Genomic DNA, 1,774 nt, shown 5'->3' with positions numbered 1-1,774 from the left:
CCCTTGCTACACCCTCATCTGCGATGAGCCGGCAAAGCCTACTCAGAGTGGCTGGCCCTGCGTGGCACAGCCTTCCGAAAAGGCATCAAGGTTGCTCCGCTGGATCCCTTCGCTGGGTATAAGAACGCTATCGATGAGAAGCTCGAAGACGCCACCGCAGTGCTGGATGCCTTCCATGTCGTGAAGCTCGGTACTGCTGTGGTGGATGAGGTCCGCCGCCGGGTCCAGCAAGACACTCTGGGCCACCGCGGTCGCAAAGGCGATCCGCTCTATAGGATTCGTCGAGTCCTGCAATCAGGAGCAGAGAACCTCACACCCAATCAGACCCGACGCTTAGAGCGAGTCATCACCGCTGATCCGCGGCATGAGGAGGTGTTCCTGGCCTACCAATGCGCCCAAGAGCTGCAAGCCGCTTACCAGCACCACGACCTAAAAGCCGGCCGGCAGATCGCACTGAAGGTCTTAGATTCTTTCCACAGCTGCCCTGTACCGGAGGTCGCCAGACTCGGCAGGACCCTACGCCGCTGGCGACAAGCCTTCCTGGCCTACTTCACCACAAGCCGCGCCAACAACGGTGGCACCGAGGCGATAAATGGACTCATCGAACTCGCCGGCCGCATCGCCCGAGGCTTCCGCAACCGAGACAACTACCGACTCAGAATGCTGCTCATCGGCGGAGGCCTCGACGGCCACCTCCCCACCTAAAAACCGAAGAGCCCGTTTAATAGAGTAATAATACTAACTGAAGCGCCCCGTAAACGCGCCGATCGACCCCCGCCTCCAAGTGACTAATGGTCTGGTATTTGATTCGTTCTAACTGCCTCTGCGTTGTTCTCTCGCCATATCGCTGTGTAGTCGCTAGATGGCCGACAACTCAGGCCCACTCCGAGCCGGCCCGTTCTCGTCCCTCCGCTGATTACGCATGCATGTAACTCCGCGCAGATTCCATGTGCCGCATATCTGCTCGAGGCCGTGAGCAACTTGGGGGTTAGTCAGGAACTTGGAGTCGGACTCTCGGGACTGCCAACCTAAGTCCGTCTCCACTCTTCATGAGCGGGGCGAGCCTGAGGATTACGACAAGTTAGTGAGACAGACCGCGTCTCACCGAGATGTCACACCCCATGTCAGCGTCTCTCGCGTATGACAAGACCCGCGGGATCCTACACCAGGTGTAGGTTCCAGCTAAGTTGTCAGTAATCCCAGGTACCTGTCAGTGGCGTGTCAGTGGTCTCATCTTTCTGTCAGTAGACCAGACTGGTGTCCATGGGCACGCGCGAGGTTTCCTTGCGATATTGCACCGTCGCCGGTGACGAAGTCCGGACGACGTGGGAGCAAGCACGTGCTGATTTGATCGTTGGAGGACTCCCTGTTCGAGTACCACCGACCTACAGAGGTCAGCGAAACTACCCAGGATTATTCTGGGCATCGACGAACCGTAGGACATTAGTCTATGAAAGCCTGCTTGAGTTAGAGCGACTATGGTTAGCAGACTTCGATCCGACGGTCGCACAGATAGCCACTCAGCCTTTCCAACTCGCCGGACGCGACATCAACGGGCCGAGGCTGTCAAGCTGTCTGTGTAAGCAGTTGGTCTAGTTGTTGGAGGTGATTGCGTCCATAGCGGTCTGGACTCGTGGCATGACCCCCTAATTTCGGTCCACGAGTTATGAGAGTCGCACTAGCGCCCGGTGCTCCGGGCAGGAAAACTGGTGTGACCATGACAAGCAAGAGAAGACGCCATACCCCGGAACAGATCATCCGGAAGCTCCAAGAC

At 57.6% G+C, this 1,774-nt stretch carries 1 pseudogene; it reads left to right on the top strand.

The annotated features are described in order from the left end of the window. Positions 1-33: 33 nt before the first annotated feature. Positions 34-705, top strand: a pseudogene (locus FEF27_RS12975) (ISL3 family transposase); the annotation flags it as partial. Positions 706-1,774: the final 1,069 nt, after the last annotated feature.

Origin of the sequence: Nesterenkonia sphaerica (assembly GCF_005771565.1) — a bacterium.
In the GTDB taxonomy this organism is placed as follows: domain Bacteria; phylum Actinomycetota; class Actinomycetes; order Actinomycetales; family Micrococcaceae; genus Nesterenkonia; species Nesterenkonia sphaerica.
The sequence above is the reverse complement of the archived record's forward strand: the minus strand, read 5'-3'. Positions and strand labels throughout refer to the sequence as shown.